General features: G+C 55.0%; 24 protein-coding genes. 13 read left to right on the forward strand and 11 right to left on the reverse strand.

What is annotated here, in order from left to right; all coding sequences use genetic code 11:
• The first annotated feature begins 86 nt into the window (after positions 1 to 86).
• The 4 genes from N438_RS02985 (at position 87) to N438_RS03000 (ending at position 2,881) form a co-directional block, all read left to right on the forward strand.
• On the forward strand, positions 87 to 557 hold the full coding sequence (locus tag N438_RS02985) for a PTS sugar transporter subunit IIA (protein WP_012968206.1): 471 nt from the start codon (positions 87 to 89) through the stop codon (positions 555 to 557).
• 57 nt (positions 558 to 614) lie between these two features.
• The gene (locus N438_RS02990) at positions 615 to 926 is read left to right on the forward strand and encodes a fructose PTS transporter subunit IIB (protein WP_116696067.1); all 312 of its coding nucleotides are present in this window, start codon (positions 615 to 617) and stop codon (positions 924 to 926) included.
• A gap of 42 nt (positions 927 to 968) precedes the next feature.
• Positions 969 to 2,075 carry a PTS fructose transporter subunit IIC gene (locus N438_RS02995; RefSeq protein WP_012968207.1) on the forward strand — a complete coding sequence of 369 codons (1,107 nt, stop codon included), beginning with the start codon at positions 969 to 971 and terminating at the stop codon, positions 2,073 to 2,075.
• 185 nt (positions 2,076 to 2,260) lie between these two features.
• Positions 2,261 to 2,881: a LysE family translocator gene (locus tag N438_RS03000; RefSeq protein ID WP_023340154.1), complete on the forward strand. Its 621-nt coding sequence runs from the start codon at positions 2,261 to 2,263 to the stop codon at positions 2,879 to 2,881.
• 57 nt (positions 2,882 to 2,938) lie between these two features.
• Here the strand turns inward: N438_RS03000 and N438_RS03005 are convergent, their stop codons facing one another.
• Positions 2,939 to 4,147, reverse strand: coding sequence for an MFS transporter (locus N438_RS03005; protein ID WP_046881449.1), 1,209 nt, complete (start codon positions 4,145 to 4,147; stop codon positions 2,939 to 2,941).
• 103 nt (positions 4,148 to 4,250) lie between these two features.
• Between N438_RS03005 and N438_RS03010 the strand changes: the two genes are divergently transcribed.
• Positions 4,251 to 5,153 (forward strand): LysR family transcriptional regulator, encoded by a 903-nt coding sequence (locus N438_RS03010; RefSeq protein ID WP_004190055.1) that lies wholly within the window; start codon positions 4,251 to 4,253, stop codon positions 5,151 to 5,153.
• Positions 5,154 to 5,194: 41 nt separating this feature from the next.
• On the opposite strand, the gene N438_RS03015 is transcribed toward N438_RS03010, so the two are convergent.
• The gene (locus tag N438_RS03015) at positions 5,195 to 6,082 is read right to left on the reverse strand and encodes a LysR family transcriptional regulator (protein ID WP_023340151.1); all 888 of its coding nucleotides are present in this window, start codon (positions 6,080 to 6,082) and stop codon (positions 5,195 to 5,197) included.
• Between the two features lie 160 nt (positions 6,083 to 6,242).
• Here N438_RS03015 and attM point away from each other — a divergent pair, with 160 nt between their 5' ends.
• On the forward strand, positions 6,243 to 7,037 hold the full coding sequence (attM, locus tag N438_RS03020) for an N-acyl homoserine lactonase AttM (protein ID WP_004218740.1): 795 nt from the start codon (positions 6,243 to 6,245) through the stop codon (positions 7,035 to 7,037).
• A gap of 104 nt (positions 7,038 to 7,141) precedes the next feature.
• On the opposite strand, the gene tolA is transcribed toward attM, so the two are convergent.
• The 7 genes from tolA to N438_RS03055 form a co-directional block, all read right to left on the reverse strand.
• Entirely contained in the window at positions 7,142 to 7,570 is a 429-nt protein-coding gene (gene tolA, locus N438_RS03025) for a cell envelope integrity protein TolA (RefSeq protein WP_008804864.1), read from the reverse strand.
• Positions 7,571 to 7,681: 111 nt separating this feature from the next.
• Complete coding sequence (locus tag N438_RS03030; protein WP_004199916.1) at positions 7,682 to 8,824, reverse strand: M20 family metallopeptidase; 1,143 nt, start codon at positions 8,822 to 8,824, stop codon at positions 7,682 to 7,684.
• Complete coding sequence (locus N438_RS03035; protein WP_116696068.1) at positions 8,824 to 9,579, reverse strand: glutamine amidotransferase; 756 nt, start codon at positions 9,577 to 9,579, stop codon at positions 8,824 to 8,826. Before N438_RS03035 ends, N438_RS03030 begins: the two co-directional genes overlap by 1 nt.
• A gap of 14 nt (positions 9,580 to 9,593) precedes the next feature.
• On the reverse strand, positions 9,594 to 10,673 hold the full coding sequence (locus N438_RS03040; RefSeq protein ID WP_032417129.1) for a phosphotriesterase-related protein: 1,080 nt from the start codon (positions 10,671 to 10,673) through the stop codon (positions 9,594 to 9,596).
• Between the two features lie 3 nt (positions 10,674 to 10,676).
• Complete coding sequence (locus N438_RS03045; RefSeq protein WP_165818783.1) at positions 10,677 to 11,678, reverse strand: ABC transporter permease; 1,002 nt, start codon at positions 11,676 to 11,678, stop codon at positions 10,677 to 10,679.
• A gap of 18 nt (positions 11,679 to 11,696) precedes the next feature.
• Positions 11,697 to 12,443, reverse strand: a complete 747-nt coding sequence (locus N438_RS03050; RefSeq protein ID WP_074186512.1) for an ATP-binding cassette domain-containing protein — start codon at positions 12,441 to 12,443, stop codon at positions 11,697 to 11,699.
• A gap of 380 nt (positions 12,444 to 12,823) precedes the next feature.
• Positions 12,824 to 13,846: a LacI family DNA-binding transcriptional regulator gene (locus N438_RS03055; protein WP_004190069.1), complete on the reverse strand. Its 1,023-nt coding sequence runs from the start codon at positions 13,844 to 13,846 to the stop codon at positions 12,824 to 12,826.
• Positions 13,847 to 14,191: 345 nt separating this feature from the next.
• Between N438_RS03055 and N438_RS03060 the strand changes: the two genes are divergently transcribed.
• Complete coding sequence (locus N438_RS03060) at positions 14,192 to 15,145, forward strand: substrate-binding domain-containing protein (protein WP_004190071.1); 954 nt, start codon at positions 14,192 to 14,194, stop codon at positions 15,143 to 15,145.
• 1 nt (position 15,146) lies between these two features.
• Here the strand turns inward: N438_RS03060 and N438_RS03065 are convergent, their stop codons facing one another.
• Positions 15,147 to 16,019: a PfkB family carbohydrate kinase gene (locus N438_RS03065; protein ID WP_072123131.1), complete on the reverse strand. Its 873-nt coding sequence runs from the start codon at positions 16,017 to 16,019 to the stop codon at positions 15,147 to 15,149.
• A 26-nt stretch (positions 16,020 to 16,045) separates the two neighbouring features.
• Here N438_RS03065 and N438_RS03070 point away from each other — a divergent pair, with 26 nt between their 5' ends.
• The 6 genes from N438_RS03070 to N438_RS03095 all read left to right on the forward strand — a co-directional run bounded on the left by N438_RS03070 (position 16,046) and on the right by N438_RS03095 (position 22,990).
• Positions 16,046 to 16,891: a BtpA/SgcQ family protein gene (locus N438_RS03070; RefSeq protein ID WP_032740651.1), complete on the forward strand. Its 846-nt coding sequence runs from the start codon at positions 16,046 to 16,048 to the stop codon at positions 16,889 to 16,891.
• On the forward strand, positions 16,891 to 17,535 hold the full coding sequence (locus N438_RS03075; protein ID WP_002904912.1) for a TenA family protein: 645 nt from the start codon (positions 16,891 to 16,893) through the stop codon (positions 17,533 to 17,535). Before N438_RS03070 ends, N438_RS03075 begins: the two co-directional genes overlap by 1 nt.
• Before the next feature lie 378 nt (positions 17,536 to 17,913).
• Positions 17,914 to 19,524, forward strand: a complete 1,611-nt coding sequence (locus N438_RS03080; protein WP_116696070.1) for an ABC transporter substrate-binding protein — start codon at positions 17,914 to 17,916, stop codon at positions 19,522 to 19,524.
• Positions 19,502 to 20,464, forward strand: a complete 963-nt coding sequence (locus tag N438_RS03085; RefSeq protein ID WP_008804871.1) for an ABC transporter permease — start codon at positions 19,502 to 19,504, stop codon at positions 20,462 to 20,464. The genes N438_RS03080 and N438_RS03085 overlap by 23 nt, the downstream gene beginning before the upstream one ends.
• Entirely contained in the window at positions 20,457 to 21,320 is an 864-nt protein-coding gene (locus tag N438_RS03090; RefSeq protein WP_012968221.1) for an ABC transporter permease, read from the forward strand. The genes N438_RS03085 and N438_RS03090 overlap by 8 nt, the downstream gene beginning before the upstream one ends.
• Positions 21,317 to 22,990 (forward strand): ABC transporter ATP-binding protein, encoded by a 1,674-nt coding sequence (locus N438_RS03095; protein ID WP_060619569.1) that lies wholly within the window; start codon positions 21,317 to 21,319, stop codon positions 22,988 to 22,990. Before N438_RS03090 ends, N438_RS03095 begins: the two co-directional genes overlap by 4 nt.
• A 185-nt stretch (positions 22,991 to 23,175) precedes the next feature.
• On the opposite strand, the gene N438_RS03100 is transcribed toward N438_RS03095, so the two are convergent.
• Positions 23,176 to 24,714: a DHA2 family efflux MFS transporter permease subunit gene (locus N438_RS03100; RefSeq protein WP_012968223.1), complete on the reverse strand. Its 1,539-nt coding sequence runs from the start codon at positions 24,712 to 24,714 to the stop codon at positions 23,176 to 23,178.
• Positions 24,715 to 24,724 lie beyond the last annotated feature (10 nt).

A 24,724-nucleotide genomic window follows, 5' to 3' on the forward strand; every position in this document is an offset into this window, starting at 1 on the left:
ATTTATAAAAAATTAAAAGACCTGCATCACGCCAGCGATGCCTGCTCTGTTATTCAACGACCACTCTATATGAATGCGGGTGAATTATGGATATTTCGACAGTGCTTAATGTTAAAAACATCAAGTTAAATATGACCGCCAGAACGAAAGAAGAGGTGATAGAAGAACTCACCGATTTACTAGTACAGGATGGTGCGGTGACTAATAAGGAGGACTTTATTCGTGATGTCTGGTTACGTGAGGAGCAAGGCTCTACCGGTTTTGAAAATCATATTGCGATCCCGCATGGCAAATCTTCCGGTGTTTCCCGTACCGCATTAGCCATCGGACGCACGCAACATACCATTCCCTGGGAGACCATGGATGGCAGCGATGTTCGCTGTATTATTTTATTTGCGGTTTGCCTGGTGGATCAAAATGCCACTCATATTCGCCTGTTAGCGCAAGTGTCCGGGTCACTGGCCGACGAAGACATTATCGCTAAATTACTGGTTGAATCTGATCCATATAAAATCATTGCGCTTTTCAATTCAGAAACTGAAAGCACCGAAGCGTAATATGTAGTTGTTAACATTCTTTTATATCATTATTAAATGAATTAACGGAGAATCGTGATGAATATTGTCGGAGTTACCGCCTGTACGGTGGGGATTGCACACACCTATATTGCTCAAAAGAAAATTGAAACAGCCGCCAAAAAAGCCGGTCATAACGTTAAAATCGAGACCCAAGGGACCATCGGCATTGAGAATCAGTTAACCGCTGATGAGATTGCCATGGCAGATATTGTTCTGCTTGCCGCGGATGTTAAAGTGACGGAAGAAGAACGGTTTGCGGGTAAGAAAGTGGTCAAAGTCGCCACGGAAACGGCAGTGAAATCCCCCAATAAACTGATTGAAAAACTCAGTGAAATAGTCAATTCATAATTTTATTTCGGCCTGCTGACTCTATACTTAAGGGCGTAATTTATGTCTCTAAAACAAATATGGCAAGCAGCAAATCCTAAAGGACATCTGCTGACCGCTATCTCATTTCTGATCCCCATTGTCTGTGGTGCTGGGTTTATTATTGCCATCGGCATGGGGCTTGGTGGAACGGTGCAGGACACGTTAACGCCGGGGCAATTTGATTTATGGCAGGCGATGGCCACTCTGGGCGCTAAGGCGCTTGGGCTGTTGCCGGTGGTCATTGCGGTGGGTATTTCCGGCTCGATTGCTGGCAAGCCGGGCATCGCACCAGGATTTGTCGTCGGGCTGGCGGCGAACACCATCAGCGCAGGCTTTATCGGCGGGATGATCGGTGGCTACATTGCCGGCTATATCGCGCTGGCGATCATTAAAAACGTCAAGGTGCCTGACTGGGCTCGCGGTTTGATGCCAACGTTGATCGTGCCTTTTTTTGCCTCCATTATCAGCTGCCTGATTATGGTCTATATCATTGGTACGCCTATCGGTATCTTTACGGAAGCGCTGACATCTTTCCTGAGAAGTATGGGCACGTCATCGAATCTTGTGTTGGGCGCAGTGATAGGCGCTCTGTGTATTGTTGACTTTGGCGGCCCGCTTAATAAGACATGCTTTGCCTTCGTTCTCACGCTGCAGGCGCAGGGAATAAATGAGCCGATTACCGCGCTTCAGTTAGTTAACACCGCAACGCCTATTGGTTTCGGCCTGGCTTTCTTCATTGCTAAGCTTCTGCGTAAGAACATCTATAACAGTGAAGAAGTGGAAACCTTAAAATCGGCGGTTCCAATGGGGATTGTTAATATCGTTGAAGGCTCTATCCCGATCGTCATGAACGATATCGTCCGCGGTATCGCCGCCGCGGCCATCGGTGGCGCGTGCGGTGGCGCAGTCACCATGGTGTATGGTGCGGATGCCACGGTGCCTTTTGGTGGGGTACTGATGATCCCCACCATGTCACACCCGATGGCTGGCATTATGGCCCTGCTGGTGAATATTGTTGTTACCGCCACGGTTTATGCTGTCATCAAAAAAGATATTCCGCGTGATGTGCTGGTTACTCATGATCACGAAGAAGAGGATATCGACCTTAATGATATTAAAGTGAGCTAACTTACCCCTGTATTATTTTATCAATGGCGTTGAGCTAGTCCTGCAACTCAGCCCATAACCGAGTGGTCCTTAGTTATGGGCTGAGTTGCGTCAGGTAGACGGCTGGGTAAAAGTGGAGCAGGGTGAACATTGTTGTTGCAAAAATGTGAATGCTTCAGTAGCCTTATCTCTTTCGGAGACAGGAAATGCTCGTCACTGATTCACTTCTTGCTTACACCCTCGCTGCCACACTGCTTACCCTGACGCCAGGTCTTGATACTGCTCTTATCCTCCGCACGGCGACCGCTGAAGGGGGACGCAAAGCCTTGCATGCCGCGTTAGGCATTGATCTCGGATGCTTTATCTGGGGCGCGCTGGTGGCCTTTGGTTTAGGTGCGCTACTGGCGGTTTCTGAGTTGGCTTATACCTTATTGAAATGGTGCGGAGCAGGATACCTTTGCTGGCTGGGCATCCAGTTGCTCCTGCGCCCACGCCAGCAATTTAACCCCAACCCGACCGAATCAGATTCCACGAGTAACTGGTTCCTGCGTGGGATGCTGGGGAATGTGCTTAACCCCAAAATGGGCGTCTTCTACGTTTCGTTTTTGCCCCAGTTTATCCCTGCCGGGCATTCACCGATCAACTGGACCTTTCTCCTGGTCACCATCCATGTATTGATAGGGACGCTGTGGTCGTTAACGCTGATTACCGCCACTCGCTATGCCGCCGGCATCCTGAAAAAACCAGCCGTGGTGAAATGGATGGATCGGACAACCGGCTGCCTGTTTCTGATATTTGCCGCGAAGCTGGCCATGAGTCGGCGGTAGTCACGCAGGGGCGTATGCCCCTGTTTTTGTCTTAAAAAATGAGCAACCCGTGGAGTACTACTCAGTGCTGTAACGATCGGGCTCGAACGTACGCTTAGCCAGTTTCTTTTGCAAAACGATGACAATAATTGGGGTTCCTGATGCGGTAATTGCACATACCGCCAACAGCGTGTCCATATTTTGTAGCGCCATGCGATGGTCGGGTAACAAAAAAGCAGACAGGAAAAATGCGGCAGTCGTCATCAGATACATCATGGATGTCTGTAATGAAGAGAATCCCGCTCGTTGGTTGTTATCAGGAAACTGAATCGTCACCGCCGACGATGACACCAGACGACTGTAAGCTGAGCCGAGAAACAACGTAATAAATAGCGCCGGATGCGGATAGCCCAGGAGGGGTATCAGCAAGCTCAGGATAAAAACGAGGGTCGACCCGGTCGCCAAACTCAAAGCAGAAAAACGAGAGGTTAATGCGCCTGTCATTCTGGTAGACAGATACCCCGCCAGACCCCCGCCGAAGAACAACCAGGGCAGCAGACCTTGAGAAGCCCCCAACAGCTGCGTCATTAATGGCGCCAGAACAGGAATGATCAGCATTGGACTAAACTGTACCAGCGCATTACCGGAAGCAAACAGTAAAGTATCTACATCGAGGGGCAGCGCGTGGGACGTGTCGAAAGTGACGGGATCCTGAGGGATGATGAAGACGATCAGCGGCAATGCCAACCAACACAGTGTACAGATTAACCACAACGCGACATGCCAACCGTAATGAGTACACAAAAATAGTACAGCGGGCATCCCCACGATGCTGACCATCGAAAATGACGCAATCACCGTCGCCAACATTTTTCCGCGCAAGTCAGCCGGCGTGTGGTTTATCAAAATAGTGATCCCCACCCCCATTGTCGTACCGCCAACCAGTCCTGCGAAGAAGCGCAATGTAAGAAGAAGAGGGAAACTGGTGGTCAATGTCGTCAACAGTGTCGCCATGGCTAGCAGTACCATATTAGCGATTAAAAAACGTTTCTTATTGCAACGGTCAACCCAGTAAAAGGCGATAATTCCTGACAGGACGGCTCCAGATGTGTACATACCGGATACATAGCCAGAGAAGGTGACGGGAACAGCGAAATCTGCAGCCATAAATGTAAAAACAGGGCTGAACATCATATATTCCAGCGCATTAGTAAACTGGACAAAAGCGATTACCAAAGCAATCCGAATGAGTGCCTTTTGATTAAATGTTGTGGTGACCAGTGGCATAGCAAGCGACCTGTGGATGAAAGATATCCTAGCTTAACTGCTATCAAACCTGTCGATTAGATGATAAAAATGGCACTCATTATTATCATATGTGGGATAGTTGATGCGGCCGGTCCTGGACTTTAATGCGCTGAAAATCTTCATTGCTGTGGTGGAACGAGACAGTTTTGTCGGGGCATCGAAAGCCCTGGAAATGCCGACATCAAATGTGAGCCGTTGCATTTCTCAGTTAGAAGACAAACTGAATCTTCAGCTCATTGAGCGCAGTACCCGACATATGAAACTCACACAGGCGGGGCATCTACTCTATACCCGGGCGAAGCCATTACTGGAAGCACTTGAGCAAACTGAAACCGAATTAACGTTGCGACAAATGCAATTCAAGGGGCCATTACGTATCTGTATTCCCAATGAAATCGGTCCTGTATTGCTGGGCTCTGTTGTTGCTGATTTCGCCTGTCAGCATCCGGACCTGGAGATAAGTTGCGTCACAAATTTGTCGGGTTATGAATCCCTGCGAGATGATCTGGATTTAGCTGTCATTGTTAGCCGTGGTCAGATGGATGACAGTGACTACATCGCCCGTCATCTGGTGACGATCCCTTGCACCATCGTTGCGGCCCCCTCCGTCATCCAGCGTTATGGCACGCCTTCTCGAATTCAGCAATTTGAAGAGTTACCCTGTATTACAACGGTGAATGCGCTTAAAGGCGCTCCCTGGCAGTTTGTGAATAAAAAGGGCGGATTCGAGACGATCAAGGTTAACGGTCGTTATCGGGTCAACAGCGGAGAGATGGCAGGGCGGGCGGCCATCTCAGGTGTCGGTTTTGCCATCCTGTCGAAACAAGCCTGCCAACCCTATATTGATGATGGGCGGTTAATCGAGATTGAATTTGAACAATCGGCAGCCCCCTTGCAATTGTTCGCTCTGTATTCAGATCGGCGTTACTTGCCGGCAAAAACAAGAGCGCTTATTGATTTCATGCATCAGAGATTGAGTCATTAACAAGAGGCCATCTTCAGCGCGCCAGAGCGGCGCTGTTTTATTCAGCCGGCCGGTTCAAGCAACAAATCTCTGAGATAGCCCTCCAGCAGGGAGGCACAAATTCGCGTTTCATACGACATCATCCCAGCCGGTGGATGGAGCAACCAGGCACTAAATGGCGGGATCGGATAGTGGCTTAAGAGGGGGATGAGCGCGCCGTCTTCCATTTCTTTTCTGCAAACCGGACTTTGCAAAACACCAATGGCATGTCCCGCTAATAACCAGGAGAGGACACTCCGCCAGTGCGTGGACTGAAATTGAATATTGACGGGAACATTAATGAGTTGATCTTCGGAAGCGATCAATTGAATGCGATTACTGGCGAATACACCGGAAACAGCAGCAAATGGATAATCTGTCAGCGCATCCGGCGTGTCAGGATGACCCATTTTCGCCAGCAGAGCCGGAGAGGCCACTAGCACTCTGCGCACGGCGCCAAGCGGACGTGCGACAAAAAAGCCTTCGGAGACATCACCTAACCTCAGTGATAAATCGACCCCCTCGGTGACGGGATCGATGACGCGGTCGTTAAAAATGACATCGACCTGCAGCTCCGGATGCTCGTTCTGAAGCTGCAACAATGCAGGCATCAGCAGGCTTTCTCCGGCGGAATAGGGCGCGGCAATACGGATTTTGCCTTGCAGCCCCTGATTTTCCTCATTCACAGAAAGAGCATGCTCTGCCGCCTGAACGGCCGTTTTGCTTCGCTCATAAAACACGTTACCGCTGTGCGTTAGAGACATGTTACGCGTGTTGCGCCTAAGCAAACGTGTCCCAAGATGTGCTTCCAGTTTTTCTATTCTTTCACTCACGGCGGGCTGGCCAATGCCGAGATCGCGGGCTGCAGCCGACATGCTGCCCCGTTCAACCACCCTGATAAATATGCGCATTGCTGAGAAGAGATCCATTCACCAATTATATTGGCTTTACCGATAAATGTAAGTGGGGACAGGCATCTACTGCTTTCCTACGAAATGATGAAAAATCCAGACTCAAGGCCTGAGTCAGGCTAAATTTCAATCTATTTAATTGATTTATTGGTGGAAAATAATGATGCCAGAGATAAAGCTTTTCATGTTCCAGTCAGGAACACAGCATTGTCGATATCAGCATATCCGGATGAATCAGGGCGTGGGAGAGCATTATGAGATCCCTGTTCCCTGGTTTCTGCTGACCCATCCGGATGGGTTTACGCTGATTGACGGCGGTCTGGCTGTCGAAGGATTGAAAGATCCCAGCGGTTATTGGGGAAGTGCTGTAGAACAGTTTAAACCGGTGATGTCAGAAGAACAGGGTTGCGTGGAACAACTTAAGAGGATTGGCATTGCTCCTGAGGATATCCGCTATGTGGTCCTGTCCCATTTGCACTCTGATCATACGGGAGCAATTGGTCGCTTCCCCCATGCTACGCATGTTGTCCAGAGGCAAGAGTATGAATATGCCTTTGCCCCTGACTGGTTTACTTCGGGAGCCTATTGCCGACGCGATTTCGATCGTCCCCAACTTAACTGGCTATTTCTGAACGGGTTGTCCGATGATCACTATGACCTTTACGGTGATGGCACGTTACAATGTATTTTCACCCCAGGGCATTCACCGGGCCATCAATCTTTTCTTATCCGCTTACCGGGTGGTACAAATTTTACGCTAGCGATTGATGCGGCTTATACCTTAGATCATTACCATGAGAAGGCGCTCCCGGGGCTAATGACGTCTGCTACTGATGTCGCTCAGTCAGTGCGAAAGCTGCGTCAGCTTACCGAGCGATATCATGCGGTATTCATACCCGGCCACGATCCTGAAGAATGGAAAAAAAACAGGCTTGCGCCAGCCTGTTACTATTGAATCATTCCTCGCTGATCGCCAAAAAGCGTCTGTTAAGCAGGGCTGTCAGCTTATCTTGTTCGAAATGGCCCTGGTGATGGCCGGGGCCATTTCTGCCGGCAAGCTCAGGGCTTCACGTCCAGCACGACATGACTGAAGGTTTGATAGGTTTTTTCGTCCGGCGCGGGCGGGATGTTGGCTTTTTTCAGCGCGGACATCACCTGCGCGCAGAATGGCCGATCGCCGCTCTCGACCGTCGGATCCTGCACTGTCCCGTCACGCTGCAGCGTAAAGCGCACCGAGCATTTTTGCCCTTGCCAGGAGGCCGGCTGGTCTATGTTAGCGAAGATAGCCGCCTGGATCCGCGCCAGATAGCGTGAGGCATTGGCCTGGGGTGAAGTATCGGAACCCGTTTGATAATCGCGAAGTATCTTATCCACTTCAGCCGATATTTTAGCGTCTTCGGCGCTGTCCGGCGCAGAAGCACCACCCGAGCAGGCGGAAAGAAGTAAAGAGAGGGTGCAAACGAGCACAGCGTTGGTTTTCACGGACATGCTAAGCCTCCTTGCTGGTGGGGATACCGTCGTGTACGAGGCGGTTATCCTCTGTTATTCCGCGAAATTATTCAAACGCTGAATGCATGGCACGCGCTTTCAGTGACAGTGTCACTCATTTTTTACTTTCGTCGCGGGCGGTGATGCCATCCAGTCGCGAATAATGTCACCGTATAGCTGTTCTGCCTCCGCCAGTCGGCTGAGCAGGCAGTACTCGTCGGTTTGATGCGCCATCGACGGCTCGCCGGGGCCGAGAATAATACAGGGCGGATCGCCCAATGCAGGCAGCAGCAGCGAGGCGTCGGTAAAGTAGGGCACCACGCGCGGCGCAATCGGCTCAGCGTGCAGCGGCTGACAGCGTTGGTAAACCTGCTTAATCCACGCGTGATCCTCCCGGCTGAGGACGGCAGGCAGGTCGACCAGCGTGGAGACGGTGACGCTTTCGCCAAGCAGCGTCGTCAAGCGCTCCCGGATAGTGGCGTGCTGTAAATTGGGCGCGCTGCGGATATCGACATCAAAACGCGTGCGGTCCGGTACGGAATTAATATTGAGTCCGCCTTCTATGCGTCCGACGTTGAGGGTGGGTTGCTTCATTAGCGGATGCGGCGCGCCTGGTGAAAAATGCTGAATCTTACCCAACGCATCCGCCGCAAGATAGATAGCATTGATCCCCAGCTCCGGCATCGCGCCGTGGGCGGTTTTCCCCCGCGTTTCGCAGCGTAGCCAGAGCGCGCCTTTATGGCCGATAACCGGATAGTTGGCGGTGGGTTCACCGACGATCAGCGCGCCCACCTCCGGCAACGTTGCGGAGGCGATCAGCGCCCGCGCGCCGTCGCAGCCGGTCTCTTCTCCGCCGGTTATCAGCAATACCGCGCCGCGTCCGGCGAGGATCGCTTCCCGCTGATGAACGCAGGCGACGGCAAACGCCGCTATCGCCGCTTTCATATCGCTGGATCCGCGGCCATAAAGACGCCCGTCTTCCATCTGCGAGCCAAAAGGATCGTACTGCCAGCGGGCATTTCCCAGCGGGACGGTATCCAGATGTCCGGTAAAGGCCAGCGGTTTACCGCTCTTCGCCCCGGGCAGGCTGGCGATAAGATTGCAGCGTCCCTCGCCGAACGACGACAGCGAAACCTCAAAACCGCTATCGTCAAGCCAGTCGGCGAAGAACCGCATGCAGTCGGCTTCGCTGCCCGGCGGGTTAATGGTGTTAAAGCCCAGCAGCTGCCGGGCGAGCTCAAGGGTCGCGGTCATCAGCGGCGTTCCGTCAGCCAGTCGAGGCAGTTAATCCACAGCTGGCGATAGCTGGGCCACTTGGCAAACTCTTCCGGCAGCCAGTGCGCCGACATATCGCTGGTCCACACCAGCGAGCGACCCTGCTGATATTCGCGCACAGCCAGCAGCGGATGACCGGTACCGGCCACGGTCGCCAGCAGTTTGCCTTCCGGGTGCATTTCAACTTCGTTATAGCCCAGCAGCCACGGCCATTCGCCCGGAATATCGTTAAACAGGGGGTGAGACTCCGTCACTTCGGCATAGCAGCCTTCCGGGGTTTCAATGCGATCGTCCCAGGCCAGGCAGCGTACTGGCAGCACTTTCTCCACCGCGGTATGGCGGTAGCGCGCGCCGCCGTTGATTCCCTGGAAGCTGTAATAGCCGCCGATCATCATCAGCGCCCCCCCGCCGGCCACGTAATCATGCAGGAGCGTTAAACGGTTGGCGGTTCGGCGGCTCTTCAGCCAGGTGTCCGGATGCAGCAGCAGCGTATTGGCGCCAATGTCCGAGAGAATAATCGCATCCCACTCCTGCAGCGCTTCCAGCGTCAGCGGAAAGTCGGTCGCCGCCGCGTGGGCGGGCATATAGGTAATGGCATAGGGACTGTCGGCGAGCGCGGCCAGAAAGTCCGTTGCGCCGGTGTGCCAGGTGGCGGTGGCAAACTGGTCGAAGCCTTTAACGTGCGTTGAGGTGCTGGTCCAGGACTCACCGACCAGTAAGATTTTTTTCTGCATGATGACGTTTCCTTTTATCCGCCAAAGACCCGCTGGGGGTTTCCAATCATTAAGGTTTCAAGTTGTTCGCCGCTGACGCCGTGGCGCCGCAGACGGGGAACAAAATGCTTGAGTATGTAGCCATAACCGTGGCCGCCGTAGCGGGTGAGCATGGTTTTCAGGAAGACGTCCTGCGACAGCAGAATTTGCTGGATGTAGCCGTCGTCAATCAGCTCGCGGATCGCGCGGGCGTTCTCCTCGTCGGAGGGCGACTGCGCCGACTCGTCGGCGTAGTAATAGCTCATGCCGATCATGTCGTATTCGAGAAACGCCCCGCGCTGTGCCAGTTCGCGCTGGTAGCGCTTATCGGCAAAGCTGGGATTCATATGGCACAGCACGGTATGGCGTAAATCGGCGCCTTCCTGCTCGAGAATATCCAGCACCCGATGGCCCAGCCGCTCCCAGCCGGGCAGATGGACCTCGATCGGCACGCCGGTCGCGGCGCTGGCCCGACCCGCAGCGCGCAGGGATTTCTCCTCATCCGGCGTAAAGCGGCTGGAGATACCGATTTCGCCGATGAGCCCGGCGAGCACCTCCGGTTTCTCCTCCGCGCCGCCAAGATCGTAAATCAGCCGTTCGGTCAGCTGTTCGACGCTGCTGATTTTTACCCACTCAGGGTGCGAAGCTTCCAGATAGAGCCCGGTACCCATAATGATGTTCAGACCGGTCAGACGCGCGATGCGCGCCAGCGCTTTCGGATCGCGGCCAATGCCGATATTGGTCGGGTCGACCACCGTTTCTCCGCCAAGGGCTCGATATTTAGTCAGCTCGTCAATCGCAACGTCGACATCAAACAGCTGACAGTTATCGCGGCTCATCAGCGGGTTAAGCGACAGTTCGCCAAGGTTTTCCATTTTCACCGGCATTTCGGCAAGATGGCGATCGCTGCAGCAGCAGGGCGGCACCCATTTGCCGGAGGCATCCAGCAGAATATGCTCATGCATCAGAGTAACGCCCATTTCGTTAATCGGTAGTGGGCCAAGCACAGTCATTACATAACCGCTGCTGACGCCAACTGGCAGCGGGGAGGGATGGCGAAAAATTGATCCTTTCATCAGCTATCCTTTTGCCGCGGAGCGCGTCGGGTTGAGAATGCGGGTGTTCAGCCAGATAGCCAGCAGGATAATGGTGCCGGTGGCTATCTGGGTGTAAAACGGCGAAATATGCGACAGGATCAGCCCGTTCTGAATGACCGCAATCGACAGCGCGCCCAGCAGCGTGCCAATAATAGTCCCGAAGCCGCCAAACAGACTGGTGCTGCCTAGCACAACGGCAGCAATGACCTGCAGTTCAAAGCCTTCGCCCTGGTTGGAAGAGCCGCTGCCGAGGCGTGCGGTAATGATCATCCCCGCCAGCGCGGCGGCCATTCCGCTGATGATATAGACCTTCATGGTGACCGCTTTGGTGTTAATGCCGCTGCGCCGCGCGCCTTCGGCGTTGGCGCCGATAGCGGTCACGTAGCGGCCAAAGCGCATATGGTTGAGAACGATATGCCCGATCACCAGTATCATCATGCCGATCAGCGCGGGCATGGGGATACCAACTACCCACGCGCGTCCGATAAAGGTAAACAGGCTGTCAGCCGGTACCGGAATCGAGTAGCCCTGGGTGACCAGCAGCGCGATGCCGCGAACTACGGCCAGGGTGGCGAGCGTGACGATGAACGCCGGAATGCCTTCATAGGCAATAAAGAAGCCGTTGATGGCGCCAACGAATCCGCCGAGCAGCAGGCCGCCGAGGAGTACCACCGGCCACGGCAGCTCCCAGTTATTCAGGGCGATAGCGGAGAGCGCGCCGACCAGCGCCAGGGTGGAGCCTACCGACAGATCGATACCGCCGGTGGTAATGACCAGAGTCATAGCCGTCGCGACGATCAGCAGCGGGGCGCTCTGACGGATAATGTTGAGCCAGTTGGTGCCGGTGAGAAAGTTGCTGGTGATCAGCGAAAACACCACGCAGCAGAAGACGAAAAAGAGCGCGATGCTGACCACGCCTGAGTGGTTATGCAGCAGGCGGCGCGGCAGCGAATGCTGGATCATGCGGGAGCTGCTTAAGTTCATGATACTCATCCTGTTACCTCAATGTGCTGCCGCAGAGCGGGCGGTGAATTTTTCGCCCACAATCAGGTTAACGATATCGCTCAGGCTGGTGTCGGACACCCGTCTGTCGGCGACGTTAGTACCCTCATACATCACCATGATCCGGTCGCAGACCAGGAACAGGTCCTGCAGGCGGTGGGTAATCAGAATCACGCTCACCCCGCGAGCGGAAACGCGGCGAATGAGCTCCAGAACCGCTTCAACTTCCGCGACGGCCAGCGCGGCGGTGGGTTCATCCATAATCAGCACTTTCGGGTCAAAGGCCGCGGCGCGGGCGATGGCTATAGCCTGGCGCTGGCCGCCGGAGAGATTTCGCACCAGCAGGTGAGTATCCGGAATGGAGATCCCGAGCCCTTTAAGCATCTCTCTGGCATCGGCGTGCATTTTGGCCTCGTCGAGAAAGGGGATGCCGAGGACCGATTTCATCGGCTCACGGCCCATAAACAGATTGCCCGCGACGTCGACCGTGTCGCAGAGCGACAGATCCTGGTAGACCATCTCGATATGGCAACGGCGCGAATCGGCCGGATTCGTAAACTGTTGCTGTTCACCGTCGATACGAATCGTGCCGCTGGAGGGGATCACCGCGCCAGAGAGCACTTTGGTCAGGGTGGATTTTCCCGCACCGTTATCGCCCACTAAGCCCAGCACTTCGCCCGGGGCCAGCTCAAGGTTGACTCCGCGCAATGAGCGTATCGACCCGTAGGTCTTGGTGATATTGATCATCTCTACCCTTGGCGGGGTAGTTTGTGGCTGCTGCATCTGATAACTCCCATCGCTGTGGCCGGGAAAATGTTCGCCATCCTGCGGGAGGGACTCTATCCGACACGGTTTACAATCTAGTAAACCGGTTTACCTGCGGAATAGAGCACTCGCCAGGGCAGTCAGGACAAACGCTATGTAAGATATTTGTTCGCCAGTAAGCACATTGCAGCATCCGTGCCAGGGCAGGAACCACACAGCAGCCCTGTAACTTAACCATATGTATTCAATACACTTAATTGAATACAATCCGGTAAACCGGTTTACTGATTATAGTGAATAAATTGTTAATTGATCGTTTTTTGCGCCAAAAGCGGGCACTTTTGCGCCATTTTGGGACGGGCTTAACAGATCTTGATCGAGTCGCGGCCAATCCATTCAACCGGCAGGCGGGTTTCCGCAGGGATGTCCGGATCGTCGTTTAGCAGGCGCATCATGATGTTCACCGCGGTACGGCCCAGTTCGCGGGCGGGCTGACGGATAGTGGAGATCCGCGGCTGGGTAAAATCGGCGTAGTTGGCGTCATCGAAGCCGACTAACGAAAGCGCCTCCGGCGCCTGGAGCCCGCTGGCGCGCAAGCCATCGAGCAGGCCGAGCACCAGATAGTCGCTGGCCGCGAAGACGGCGGTGGGGCGAACCGGTTGGCTGAACAGGTACCGCAGCGCCTGCTGGCCAAACTCGCGCTGGTAGTCGCCATACATCACCCATTCGGGCGGCCAGCTCAGGCCCGCTTGCTCCATCGCGGTGCAAAAGCCCTGATAGCGCTCACGGACGCTCATCAGCTTGTCCGGGCCACCGACGAAAGCGATATGGCGATGCCCGGCGGCGATCAGTTTTTCGGTGGCGATCCGCCCGCCCTGGACGTTATCGGCAAACACTTTCGGTACCTTACTGCCGGGAATATCTTCATCCAGCAGGACAATGCGTTCGTGACGCTGGACTTCCTTGCGCAGCAGGCCATTATCGGGGCGGTTGGTGGTGAACAGCAGACCGTCGACCTGGCAGGTATCCAGCCAGCGAATGAACTGGCACTCTTTTTCCGGGTTGTTGCGGGTGATACACAGCACCAGGCTGTAGCCGCTGGCAGAAGCAGCCTCTTCGGCAGCGTCGGCCAGTTCGGCAAAGAAGGGGTTGGTAATATCGGGAAGCACCAGGCCAAGCGTTTCGCTGCCGCCTTTGCTAAGACGACGTGCCAGGCTATTGCCGCGATAGTCCAGTTCGCGAATGGCGGTTTCGATGCGGTCGATGGTGTCCTGCGGCAGCACAATACTGTTGTTCATATAGCGCGACAGGGTCGCCTTCGACAGCCCCGCCAGCTTTGCCACATCGGATAACAATACGCGTTTTATACTCATTTCCTGCGCCATTTCTGCCAGAATCGGCTATCTGTAACATAGTTAAGCGCGGTGGATACAGCAATTTCTCTGCGAACAATCACCAAAAATAAATGCTTGACAAATTTTAATCAGCAGAGAATTGTATAGGCAGTTTACCGCATCATCCGGGAAGTCATTCCCAACCCCGTTTAAGTTATTCCAGTCGCGCACCGACACGGACCGGTTGCCGGGATGACATTAAGCAGGTATCCGCCGAACGTTCAATGATTGTTCTGGCGATATAGACGATATTTGCCCGCCAAAAAAATAATCCTTCTGCGTTCGCATGCGGCGCGGAACTCTGCTGGCTATCAACTATTCCCGACGAGGATACTGATGATGTTATTTCACACCGGAAAACTGCGTTTCCTTGCTGTCGCCACGACCATGCTGGCATCAATGAGTTTTATTTCTGCCGCCAGCGCTGCCGGTCCGACTTATGCGCTGGTACAAATCAACCAACAGGCGCTGTTCTTTAATCTGATGAATAAAGGCGCACAGGATGCGGCCAAAGCCAGTGGCAAGGATTTAGTTATTTTTAACTCTAACGATAATCCCGTGGCGCAAAACGACGCGATAGAAAACTATATTCAGCAAGGCGTTAAAGGCATTCTGGTTGCTGCTATCGACGTTAACGGGATCATGCCAGCGGTTAAAGAAGCCGCCGCCGCAAACATTCCGGTGATTGCGATTGATGCCGTATTACCGGCCGGGCCACAGGCAGCTCAGGTCGGCGTTGATAATATTGAAGGCGGCAGAATTATCGGTCAATACTTTGTGGACTACGTGCAGAAAGAGATGGGCGGCCAGGCGCGACTGGGTATTGTCGGTGCGCTGAATTCGGCCATTCAGAACCAGCGGCAGAAAGGGTTCGAAGAGACGCTGAAAAGCAATCCGAAGATTACTATCGCTAACGTGGTCGACGGGCAGAACGTGCAGGATAAAGCGATGACCGCGGCGGAAAACCTGATCACCGGTAACCCGGATCTGACAGCGATTTATGCCACCGGCGAACCCGCGCTGCTCGGCGCTATCGCCGCCGTAGAAAACCAGGGGCGGCAGAAAGATATTAAAGTCTTTGGCTGGGATCTGACGGCGAAGGCGATTTCCGGTATGGACGGCGGCTATGTCACCGCCGTACTGCAGCAGGACCCGGAAAAGATGGGCGCCGAAGCCCTGAATGCGCTGAACAGCATCACGTCGGGTAAAACCGTGCCGAAAACCATTCTGGTTCCGGCGACGGTGGTGACCAAAGCGAACGTCGATTCATACCGTCCGCTGTTTAAGTAGGTCAGCGCGCGCTGTCCGTGGTTAACAGGGCGGCGAGCTCACTGCTGCCGGGAAACGCGCTGAGCGTCCCCCGGCGGCTAACGGTAATGGCGGCAGCGCGACTGGCGTGCGCCAGCGCCAGTGCATCCGGCACGACGCCGCGCAGCAGGGCGGAGGCCAACATGACGGCGAGGAACGTGTCGCCCGCGCCGGTAGTATCAAGCGCCTCGGCGGGCACGGCGGGACAAAACTGACGCTGGCCCTCCTGGACCAGCCAGGCGCCTGCGGCGCCCTGGGTAATCACTAAGGTTCTCACCCCGTATGGCTGGAGCAGCTCGGCCTCGGATTCATTGACCACCGCGATGTCGATGAGCGGCCACAGATGGCAAAAGTCAGGATTGACAGGTGAGGGGTTGAATACCGTCGTCATGCCGCGGCTTCTGGCGTACTGGAACAGCGCCCGCGTTTTATCGAGGGAGAAATTGCCCTGCTGCAGCAGAATATCGCCAGCGACGGCATCCGCCATATGCGGAATAATTTCATCCAGGCTGAATGTATCGGCCGCCGCCGTAGTGGTAATGATGGCGTTGTCGCCATCAGCGCTATTTAAAATAATCGAGGTATCGCTATGTTGATTGAAATGGCCGTCGGGTAGTAGCGTCAGTGGTTCATTTTTTATCTGTTGGCGGATCCACGCGCCGTTGCTGTCATTTCCCGTGGCGGCAATTAAACGCGTCTCTATTCCGCAGCGGGATAATATAATCGCCTGGTTCGCGCCTTTACCGCCGATATCCTGCGACACTTTAACGCCGTGAATGGAGGCTCCTTTTTTCGGTATATCCGGAATGGACCAGGTTTCATCTACGGTAATATTACCAGTAACGTAAACACGCATAGTGTTCCCTTAACAGGATGGATAAGATGGTTGCTATCTCAGCAGAAAAAACGAACGCAATACAAGCTATTTTTTCACGAAGCAAGGCTGTTATTGGTGTTATTCATTGTGACCCATTTCCTGGCTCGCCAAAATATCGAGGAAAATCAGTCTCTGATATTGTTGAACGTGCACTTCGCGATGCTGAAAATTATATTTCAGGCGGTGTTCATGGTCTGATTATTGAAAACCATGGCGATATTCCTTTCTCTAAACCTGAGGATATCGGCCATGAAACCTCAGCGCTGATGGCGGTCATTACCGAGAAAGTTCGTGAACGTTTTGCTGTGCCGCTGGGCATTAACGTTCTGGCTAACGCGGCGATCCCGGCAATGGCGATCGCCCTGGCGGGAGGCGCCGATTTCGTCCGCGTAAATCAGTGGGCCAACGCCTATATCGCCAACGAAGGATTTATAGAAGGGGCGGCCGCTAAGGCGCTGCGCTACCGCAGTATGCTGCGCGCTGAACATATTCGCGTTTTTGCCGATAGCCACGTTAAGCACGGTAGCCATGCCATTGTCGCCGATCGTTCGATTCAGGAACTGACGCGCGATGTCGATTTCTTCGAGGCTGATGCGGTGATCGCCACCGGCCAGCGTACGGGCGATAGCGCCACGATGGCGGAAATTGACGAGATCCGCGCGGCGACGGAACTACCGCTCCTGGTGGGCTCCGGGGTGACACCGGCTAACGTGATGCAGATCCTCGGGCGGACTCAGGGGGTCATTGTGGCCAGTACAATGAAGGTCGATGGCGTCTGGTGGAACGATGTTGAGCTGGCCCGGGTGAAACATTTTATGTCGGTCGCGCAGGCCGCGCTGGAGGAAGCTTAATGGAAGCGTTTAGCGAACGCCTGCTGCGCGAACATCAACCGGCGTGGCAGGCGATGCAGCAGCACCCGTTTGTGACTGATATCGAACAGGATCGTCTGCCGACAGTCGTCTTCAACCGCTATCTGGTGTTTGAGGGCAACTTTGTCGCGACGGCGATCGCGATTTTTGCCCTCGGGGTCAGCAAAGCGCCGGGTATTCAACAGCAGCGCTGGCTGATTGGCGTGCTGAATGCCCTGGTTGATATACAGATCGCGTGGTTTGAACAGGTGTTGTCAGCGCGGCAGATCGATCCCGCTGAGTACCCGGATGATTTGCCCGGGGTACGGCGCTTTCGCGACGGTATGCTGCGGACCGCCCACGAGGGCAGCTATGAGCAGATTGTGACCCTGATGTTCGGTGCGGAATGGATGTACTATTTCTGGTGCCGACGGGCGAGCGAACATTATCAGAGCGATGCTGATTTACGACGCTGGGTGGAAATGCACGCGGAGGACGAATTTTATCAGCAGGCTCTCTGGCTAAAAAACGAACTCGACCGCTGCGCCATGGCGCTGAGTGAAGACGAAAAGCAGGCGTTATCGGCGCTTTACGGCGAGGTGCTGCAGTGGGAAATTGATTTCCATCACGCGGCGTACGAGGAGTAGCCGCGAGGTGGATCACAGGGGGCGCCGGACGCGGCGTCTCCTGAATACGGGTTATATCTCGACGTTCTGCGTCTTGTTGGCGAAACTTAGCATTACCGTTAATGCCGATTCTTATTTCACATTTTTATCTTAATAAAGTCGGAGGGTTAATTTAGCTGCCTTCTGACTCTTTTGAGAGAAATAATGGCGGTAGAGAGTTTATATTATTTTATTTGGAGCCTGTAGCTCGGGGGGCTCTTTTTTTCTTTTCCTCCCCCTGAAGTAAAAGCTATTTTCAGAAATAGATATAAATTATCCATCGTTACTCGACGGCGGCTCTCCCCCTACAATGGACTTTAATTGCCAGATATTTAACAAAAACCAGGCCAAGGAAAAGGGATGAAACGAAGCATTTATTTACAGAACAGTTTATTGCGCATCAGTCTGCTTTCCGCGCTAACGCTTACTGCCAGCTTCACCACTCACGCACAGGATAAACCTGTCGCGGGGGGTGTGCTGACGGTCGCTCTGGGCAGCGATACCCCGATTATTGACCCCTCTATTACCGCTTATTCCGTCACCGCTCTGGTTACGCGTAACGTGGTGGATTCTTTGGTCGGCCAGGCGGAAGATAACAGCTTTACACCATGGCTGGCGGAACGCTGGGAAATTAAAAACAATAACCGCGAATACACCTTCCATCTTCGCAAGGATGTGACTTTTAGTGATGGCACGAAACTGGATGCTGCGGCGGTAAAATATAACTTTGAACGCATACTCGATCCGAAAACCACCTCCAGTTACTCCAAATCGTTGTTGGGGCCGATTGACGCGATCACTACGCCAGATGAGTACACCGTGGTGATCCGCTATAAAACGCCTTTCGCACCGCTGCTGCAGGGGCTGAGCTTGCCGTATCTCGGTATTCAGTCACCGGCTTATCTGCAGAAAACGGCGAATACCAGCAATACCGTGGTCGGTTCCGGTCCCTTTATCCTCGAATCGTTTGTCAAAGGCAGCGGGAGTAAACTCAGCAAGCGCGCCGATTACAACTGGGGTCCGGGCTATGCCACCCATAAAGGCCCGGCATGGCTGGATAAGATCGAATTTAAGTACCTGCCGGAGTCAGCGGTACGTCTTGGCGCGCTGAATAGCGGGCAGGTACAGGTGATCGATGCCATTCCGCCGGTGAATTATGCGCAGGTAAAAAATAATCCGAAGCTGGATGTGATCACCAGGGAAAACCCCGGCGTTCCGCGCGTCCTTTATTTGAATAGCGACACAGGGATCTTCAGCGACCTGAAAGTGCGGCAGGCCTTCCAGAGCGCCATCGATCGCACTACTGCCGTTAAAGCCGCGTTCTTTGGCATCCTGAAACCTGCCGACAATATTCTTGGACCCGCTACGCTGGATTACGATCCGGCCATTGCCAGCCAGTGGGGGTTTGATCTGCAAAAAGCCCGCCGTCTTCTGGATGAAGCCGGCTGGCAGCAAACCGATGGAGAAGGCTACCGGGTCAAGGAGGGTAAACGCCTTACTGTGCAATTTACCTACTCTTCAAACGATGTCGAAGCCGCTGACGTGACGCTGTTCCAGGCAATTCAATACCAGGTAAAACAAGCCGGTTTTGAACTGAAACTCGATCCGGTGGATTCAGGCATTCTCAGCAGTCGCACGGCGGCTAACCAGTACGACATTATCTCGAACTATTTTGTTCGCCCGGAGCCGGACATCCTGCGTACCGTTTTCCATTCCAATTATATTCCGCCGAAGGGGAACAACTTCAGCCGCGTTAAAGCGCTGGATAGCCAACTGGAAACCGCTGTCGGTGCCAGCGAAGCCGAGCGTAAACGCATCTACTATGCCATCCAGCAGCAGATCATCGATCAGGCCTGGGCGGTGCCAATATACATCCCGGCATATCAGTTAGGGAAAGCCAAACAGGTGCAGGGCATTAGCTGGGCCACGAACGCGAAGCCGAATTTCTATGATGTCTGGATCCAACGCTAAGCTGCTGGCAGCAGGCAAGCGCCTGCTGACCATTTTCGCCGTGCTGTGGGGCGCGGCAACGCTGACGTTTGTTGCGGTAAAACTGATCCCCGGCGATCCTGTGGCAATTCTGATAGGCAGCGCCAACAGCGTTGTGGATGATAGTTTTCGCGAGACACTGACCCGCCAGTTCGGCCTGGATAAGCCACTGTGGTGGCAATATTTGCGCTACTGTGGCGAGGCGCTGACGGGCAACCTTGGCGTGAGTTATCAGTATCGCCAGCCTGTTGTGCAGGTGATTAGCGCAGCGTTGAAAGAGACGGTGCCGCTGGCCGTCAGCGCCCTGGCGCTGGCACTGGTACTGGCGGTATTTAACGCATTACTGACAGCCGGACGTCATCCGCGTCTGCGGTCTCTGCTTGCCGGGTTGGAGCTGATGCTGCTTAGCACACCGGTGTACTGGATCGGCATCGTGTTGTTGAGCATTTTCAGTTTCAAACTGCAATGGTTTCCGGTGACCGGTAACGATGGCTGGATCGCCCTTGTGCTGCCGGTGGTGACGCTCAGCCTGCCGCTGGCTGCGACACTCAGCCAGGTGCTGCGTGATGGGCTGGAGGAGGCGCTTTCGCAGCCGTTCGCCATGACCGTGCGTACGCGAGGGGTGAGTGAAACTGCGCTGCGCTTACGGCATGCGTTGCGCCATGCCTCGCTGGCGGTGTCGACGTTGACGGGGACGCTGCTGGCCAGCGTATTAGGCGGCTCAATTCTGACCGAAACGGTATTTGGTCGGGCGGGGCTGGGGCAAATCACTCTCGGTGCGATTGAGAACCGAGACATGCCCCTGGTGCTGGGGGTGGTGATGTTCTCCGCGCTGTTGTTTGTGGTGATTAACCTGCTGATTGATACCCTTTATTTACTGATCGATCCCCGTCTACGTCTGCGAGGGCATGCTGATGAGTGATCTTTTACTGCGGGTGGCCCGCCGCGACGGGGGGCGCTATCGTAACCCGTGGCTGGCGCCGGGTACCAGCATTCCGTTGTTACTGGTGCTACTGCTCGTGGTGGCGGTGTTTTTTCCATCGCTATTCACGCCGTACACCCCCGAACAGATGGATTTCAGCGCGATTTTGCAGCCGCCGGACCTCAGACACTGGTTCGGTACTGACCAGTTGGGGCGTGATGTGTTTACCCGCGTGGTGTATGGCACCTCGCTGTCGCTGAGCATTGGGGTCGGCGCGACCCTGATTGCCAGCGCGGGCGGTATTGTGCTGGGGACACTGGCAGGTCTTGCGCCCAGGGCGGTACGGCAGTTACTCGTACGGCTACTGGACATTATGCTGGCGTTCCCCGATTTGCTGTTGGCGCTGCTGGCTATCACGGTGTTGGGGCGTGGGCCAGAGAATACCCTGCTGGCGGTCGGACTGGCCGGCATTGCTGGCTATGCCAGGCTGGTGCGCGCGCAAGTGTTGCAGGTCAGGTTATCGGGGTATGTGCAGCATGCGGTGGCGTTGGGAGAGCCGCCAATGGTGATTATTTTGCGCCATATTGTGCCCAATACGCTGCGCCCGCTGCTGGTACTGGCAACGGTGGGGATAGGGTATTCCATATTATCCGCCTCGGCCCTCAGTTTCCTTGGACTTGGGGTGACTCCGCCGACGGCGGAGTGGGGCGCATTGCTCTCTGAGGGACGTAATTTTCTCGATAGCGCCCCATGGGTCAGCCTGCTGCCCGCCAGCGTTGTCGCGCTGTCGGTGATTGCCATTACGCTGCTGGGCCGACGTGTTCAAACCCTTATTGCCAAAGGCGGGATCGCATGACTTCAGAGACCTTCCAGCAACCGCTGTTACAGGTGGCGCAACTGAGCGTCAGCTTCCCCTCGCCGCAGGGGCTGATTGAGGCGGTTAACGCCTTATCGTTTGACGTGCATGCCGGTGAAGTCCTGGCTTTGGTGGGCGAGTCCGGTTCGGGTAAATCCGTCACGGCCCGGACGCTAGTCGGGCTGGCGGGGGCAGGGGCGGCTGTTCGCGCCGAGTCCCTGATATTGCATGGGCACGATGGCCTGTCGCAGAATTTACTGGCGTGCGATGCCCGCCGTTGGCAGCAACTACGCGGGCGCGAAATTGGTTTTGTTTTGCAGGATGCACTGACCTCGCTTGACCCGCTGCGCCGGATTGGTCAGGAAGTCGCGGAGCCGTTGTTGACGCACCGCCTGGAACGGGGGGCGGCAGTTCGCGAACGCGTGGCGGAGCTGTTAACGCAAACCGGCATCCCCGATCCGCATAACCGGATGGCGCAGTACGCACATGAACTCTCCGGTGGCTTGCGCCAACGAGCGCTCATCGCGTCGGCGCTGGCGGCGGGGCCGCGATTACTCATTGCCGATGAACCTACTACCGCGCTGGACGCCACCGTACAAAAACAAGTTTTGAATGTATTCAGGGCCCTGGCGGATGCCGGGCATGGCGTGCTGCTGATCACCCATGATTTATCGGTGGTGGCGGATATTGCCGACCGTGTGGTGGTGATGCGGCAGGGCAAAGCAGTGGAGAGCGGCAAGGTGCGACAGGTGCTGCATGCGCCGCAACACCCTTATACCCGCCGTCTGCTGGCGGCCATTCCCTCTGCCGGTACGCGTGGGACGTGGTTAACAGGAAACGATCCGCTGGGTCAAACGGTAGTGCGGGAGAACATCAGTACTGACAGCACCACACCCGTGCTGGCTGCCGATAACGTATCACTGGCGTATGTTCTGCCGGATGGCCGTCGCTTGCAGGCCGTCAATCAGGTGACGTTAGAGGTCGCGCAGGGCGAAACGCTGGGCATTGTGGGCGAATCCGGTAGCGGGAAGACCACGCTAGGCAAACTGGCGCTGGCGCTGCAGGCACCGCAACAGGGCGAGATCCTTCTCGCTGGGCAACCATGGAGCAGGCTGACAGAACGTCAGCGGCAGCCGTTGCGGGCGCGTATCCAGACGATTGTGCAGGATCCGCTGGGTTCATTTAATCCGCAATATAACGTGGCGCAATTGCTGCAACAGCCTCTGCGCCTGCATACGACGCTCACAGCCGCGGACCGGTTGTCACGTGCGCAGGCGTTGCTGGCGCTGGTTGGTTTAAGTCCCGATCTGCTGACGCGACGTCCGGCCACGCTTTCCGGTGGGCAGCGGCAACGTATCGCCATCGCCCAGGCCCTGGCCTGCGAGCCGGATATTCTGATTTGCGACGAGCCGGTGTCGGCGCTGGATGTCACCACCCAGGCGCAAGTGTTGGATTTGCTGGTAGCGCTGCAACGCCGTTTGCATCTGTCAATGCTGTTTATCTCTCATGATCTGGGCGTGGTGCAGCATATGAGTCATCGTATTGCAGTGATGAAAGACGGCGAGGTAGTCGAAAGCGGCAGTGTGGATCAAATTTTTCGGGCGCCACGCCACCCGTGGACTCGACAATTGTTATCAGCTGTTGGGCAGACGCCGTTGCGATATAACTGAGCAGTAAACGTTAAACACCGTTATCAGAAATAGGGTCAATGTTATTCAACGCTCTTATCATCTCCAGAGCCCATTCCAGGCGGTCTTGCGTGATAGAGGGCAGGGAAGAGCCACTGGCCCGGCGCTCGATAGAGCCATCCGTACGCAGTGCTCGTTCAGCTAAGTTTGCCTATGTGAATTTCAGTTTAGTGACCTGCTGCGGGGGCGCCTGGCATACCCGATTTCACGAACGGCGGGCGGGTGAACCAGATGATGATAATCAGCGCCATAAAACCCCAGCCGAGCACCCAGAAATAGTCGATTGTCGACATCATGTAGGCCTGCTGGGTAACCACCTGGTCAATCATCGCAAGATGCTGCTGCGTCGGGCCACCCATCTTATTTACGTAATCCATAGCCGCTGGGTTGTACTGTGTCACGCTCTCGGTCAGATTCGCGTGGTGGAAAACTTCACGGCGCTGCCAGATCCATGTGGTTAACGATGAGGCAAAGGAGCCGCCGAGTACGCGAAAGAACGTGGCCAGTCCTGAACCTTCCGCCACTTCGTTACCGTGCAGATTCGACAGCACAATGGTGGTCAGCGGCATGAAGAAGAAGGCCACGCCAATCCCCATAAACATCTGCACGCTGGCGATGGTGCGGAAATCCACGTCAGTATTGAACTGCGCGCGCATCAGACAGGATGCCCCCATTGTCAGGAATGACACTGAGCATAAAATTCGCAAATCCACTTTGGTGGCGTAACGTCCGATGACCGGCGTCAGCACCAGTGGTAAGAAGCCCATCGGCGCAGCGGCGAGACCGGCCCAGATAGCCGTGTAGCCCATCTGGGTCTGCAACCACTGCGGCAGAATAATGTTGATGGCAAAGAACGCGGCATAGCCCAGCATCAGCGCCAACGTGCCGATGGCGAAGTTGCGGTCTTTGAACAGCCGCAGGTTCACAATCGGGTGACGTTCGTCCAGCTCCCATATCACAAAGCAAATCAGGCTGATCGCCGAGACAATAGACATCACGATAATGGGCGTAGAAGAGAACCAGTCTTCGTCGTTGCCCTTATCCAGCACCACCTGCAGCAGGCCTACGCCAAGCACCAACAGCGCGATGCCAATATAGTCGACAGGCGATGACTGCGTTGTTTCTTCACGCATGCGCAGCTGCGACCAGACCACGATGGAGGCGAAAATCCCAATCGGCACGTTGATGTAGAAGATCCACGGCCAGGAGTAGTTATCGGTAAGCCAGCCGCCGGTGATAGGCCCCACGATAGGCGCCACCACGGTCACCATCGACAGCAGCGCCAGCGCCATGCTGCGTTTCATCGGCGGGAAGATAACCAGCAACAGCGTCTGACACATCGGGAACATCGGCCCGGCGAAAAAGCCCTGCAACGCACGGAAGATGATGAGCTCCGTCATGCTGTGGGCGAAGCCGCACAGAAATGACGTCAGGGTAAAGAACATCACCGAGGCGATAAACAACCGCAACTGCCCGAATCGGCGGGTAAACCAGCCTGTCAACGGTAGAGCAATAGCGTTACACACCGCAAAAGAGGTGATAACCCATGTCCCCTGATCGGCGCTAACGCCCAGGTTGCCGGAGATTGTCGGCAGCGCCACGTTGGCGATGGTGGAGTCCAGCACCTGCATAAAGGTCGCCAGCGACAGGGCAAGCGTCGCCAGGAACAGGCTGGGGGGCGTAAAGGCTGCCTTCGGCTCTGACATAGCTTCTCTC

The organism is Klebsiella sp. GL120222-02 (genome assembly GCF_003097195.1).
In the GTDB taxonomy this organism is placed as follows: Bacteria; Pseudomonadota; Gammaproteobacteria; order Enterobacterales; family Enterobacteriaceae; genus Klebsiella; species Klebsiella variicola.

Coding starts and splice junctions, on each gene's coding strand:
- N438_RS02985 (WP_012968206.1), top strand. CDS start 87: ATGGATATTTCGACAGTGCTTAATGTTAAAAACATCAAGTTAAATATG.
- N438_RS02990 (WP_116696067.1), top strand. CDS start 615: ATGAATATTGTCGGAGTTACCGCCTGTACGGTGGGGATTGCACACACC.
- N438_RS02995 (WP_012968207.1), top strand. CDS start 969: ATGTCTCTAAAACAAATATGGCAAGCAGCAAATCCTAAAGGACATCTG.
- N438_RS03000 (WP_023340154.1), top strand. CDS start 2,261: ATGCTCGTCACTGATTCACTTCTTGCTTACACCCTCGCTGCCACACTG.
- N438_RS03005 (WP_046881449.1), bottom strand. CDS start 4,147: ATGCCACTGGTCACCACAACATTTAATCAAAAGGCACTCATTCGGATT.
- N438_RS03010 (WP_004190055.1), top strand. CDS start 4,251: ATGCGGCCGGTCCTGGACTTTAATGCGCTGAAAATCTTCATTGCTGTG.
- N438_RS03015 (WP_023340151.1), bottom strand. CDS start 6,082: ATGCGCATATTTATCAGGGTGGTTGAACGGGGCAGCATGTCGGCTGCA.
- attM (WP_004218740.1), top strand. CDS start 6,243: ATGATGCCAGAGATAAAGCTTTTCATGTTCCAGTCAGGAACACAGCAT.
- tolA (WP_008804864.1), bottom strand. CDS start 7,570: ATGTCCGTGAAAACCAACGCTGTGCTCGTTTGCACCCTCTCTTTACTT.
- N438_RS03030 (WP_004199916.1), bottom strand. CDS start 8,824: ATGACCGCGACCCTTGAGCTCGCCCGGCAGCTGCTGGGCTTTAACACC.
- N438_RS03035 (WP_116696068.1), bottom strand. CDS start 9,579: ATGCAGAAAAAAATCTTACTGGTCGGTGAGTCCTGGACCAGCACCTCA.
- N438_RS03040 (WP_032417129.1), bottom strand. CDS start 10,673: ATGAAAGGATCAATTTTTCGCCATCCCTCCCCGCTGCCAGTTGGCGTC.
- N438_RS03045 (WP_165818783.1), bottom strand. CDS start 11,678: ATGAACTTAAGCAGCTCCCGCATGATCCAGCATTCGCTGCCGCGCCGC.
- N438_RS03050 (WP_074186512.1), bottom strand. CDS start 12,443: ATGATCAATATCACCAAGACCTACGGGTCGATACGCTCATTGCGCGGA.
- N438_RS03055 (WP_004190069.1), bottom strand. CDS start 13,846: ATGGCGCAGGAAATGAGTATAAAACGCGTATTGTTATCCGATGTGGCA.
- N438_RS03060 (WP_004190071.1), top strand. CDS start 14,192: ATGATGTTATTTCACACCGGAAAACTGCGTTTCCTTGCTGTCGCCACG.
- N438_RS03065 (WP_072123131.1), bottom strand. CDS start 16,019: ATGCGTGTTTACGTTACTGGTAATATTACCGTAGATGAAACCTGGTCC.
- N438_RS03070 (WP_032740651.1), top strand. CDS start 16,046: ATGGTTGCTATCTCAGCAGAAAAAACGAACGCAATACAAGCTATTTTT.
- N438_RS03075 (WP_002904912.1), top strand. CDS start 16,891: ATGGAAGCGTTTAGCGAACGCCTGCTGCGCGAACATCAACCGGCGTGG.
- N438_RS03080 (WP_116696070.1), top strand. CDS start 17,914: ATGAAACGAAGCATTTATTTACAGAACAGTTTATTGCGCATCAGTCTG.
- N438_RS03085 (WP_008804871.1), top strand. CDS start 19,502: ATGATGTCTGGATCCAACGCTAAGCTGCTGGCAGCAGGCAAGCGCCTG.
- N438_RS03090 (WP_012968221.1), top strand. CDS start 20,457: ATGAGTGATCTTTTACTGCGGGTGGCCCGCCGCGACGGGGGGCGCTAT.
- N438_RS03095 (WP_060619569.1), top strand. CDS start 21,317: ATGACTTCAGAGACCTTCCAGCAACCGCTGTTACAGGTGGCGCAACTG.
- N438_RS03100 (WP_012968223.1), bottom strand. CDS start 24,714: ATGTCAGAGCCGAAGGCAGCCTTTACGCCCCCCAGCCTGTTCCTGGCG.